The sequence below is a fragment of the Streptomyces sp. KR55 genome (genome assembly GCF_052245645.1).
Lineage (GTDB): Bacteria > Actinomycetota > Actinomycetes > Streptomycetales > Streptomycetaceae > Streptomyces > Streptomyces flavusporus.
This window is the reverse complement of record NZ_JBQQCE010000892.1, coordinates 1-1,427: the sequence shown is the minus strand read 5'-3', so window position 1 is coordinate 1,427 and position 1,427 is coordinate 1. Positions and strand designations below refer to the sequence as shown.

Here is a 1,427-nt window from a genome sequence, read left to right as displayed (position 1 = left end):
CTAGTGTGATGCGCCTGAAATCCTGGGCTTAAGTCTCATGCTGGTTTTTGGTGGCCGGTGTAGCGATCTTGGTGAGGTAGTCGGCGAGGGATTTGAGGATCTCGTCGGCGGTCTTGGTCCACTTGAAGGGCCTGGGGTTCTCGTTCCAGGTTTCGATCCAGGCGCTGATGTCGTCCTCCAGCGCCTTCACGGAGGTGTGGACGCCGCGGCGGATGAGTTTGTCGGTCAGCAGGCCGAACCACCGCTCGACCTGGTTGATCCAGGAGGAGCCGGTCGGGGTGAAGTGGACGTGGAAGCGGGGGTGCTTGTCCAGCCACGTCTTGATCTCGGGGGTGTTGTGGGTGGCGTAGTTGTCACACACCAGGTGCACGTCGAGGCCGGTGGGGACCGCCTTGTCTATGGTGACCAGGAACTTCTTGAACTCGATGGCCCGATGGCGGCGGTGGAGTTCCCCGATGACGGTGCCGTCGGCGATGTTGAACGCGGCGAACAGGCTGGTGATGCCGTGCCGCAGGTAGTCGTGGGTGCGGCGCTCGGGCATGCCCGGCATCATCGGCAGCACCGGCTGGGACCGGTCCAGCGCCTGGATTTGGCTCTTCTCATCGACGCACAGCACCACCGCCTTCTCGGGCGGGTTGTGATACAGGCCGACGACGTCGACGACCTTGTCGACGAACTGCGGATCGGTGGACAGCTTGAACGCATCCTGCAGGTGCGGCTTGAGGTCGAACTTCTTCCAGATCCGCCCGATGGTGGACTTCGACAATCCGGTGCGCTTGGCCATCGAGGCCCGCGACCAGTGGGTGTCCTCGCCCGGAGTGGACTCCAGCGTCGCGATGACCACGTCCTCGACCTGGTCAAGCAGGATCGAGGGCGGTCGGCCCGGGCGCGGCTCGTCCGCGAGCCCGTCCAGGCGAGCCGCGATGAACCGCGACCTCCAGCGGTTGACCGTCGCCTGCGCGATGCCGAGTTCGGCGGCGACCTGTTTGTTCGTCCCACCCTCCGCGCAGCGCAGCACGATCTTCGCGCGCAGCGCCAGGAACTGCGCGGTCTTCGCCCGCCGCGCCCAGCGCGTCAACTGCGCATGCTCGGCCTCGGTGAGGACCAGGTCCGGCTTGCGCCGGCCCGGCCGTGGCTCGTCGGCCAGGCCCGCCAGCCGGTGAGCCGCGAACCGGGAGCGCCACTTGCGCACCGTCGCCACGTTCACACCCAAGTCGGCCGCCACTTGGGAACTTGACGCACCATTCGCACAAGACAGGACTATCCGCGCCCGCTCGGCCGGACGAGATCCCGCCCCACCACCCGCCCAACGCGACAACTCGGCGCGCTCCTCCTCGGACAGCACGACCTCGACAGCACGCGGACCCCGATGCGACATGAAAACAGCCTACAGACTTACACCTGCAATTTCAGGCGCATCACACTAG

The 1,427-nt window shown here is 65.9% G+C and carries 1 protein-coding gene; it reads right to left on the bottom strand.

The genetic code is table 11. The features are described 5' to 3' along the window. Positions 1 to 28: 28 nt before the first annotated feature. Positions 29 to 1,378: an IS630 family transposase gene (locus ACTWQJ_RS51300; protein ID WP_443313187.1), complete on the bottom strand. Its 1,350-nt coding sequence runs from the start codon at positions 1,376 to 1,378 to the stop codon at positions 29 to 31. Positions 1,379 to 1,427 lie beyond the last annotated feature (49 nt).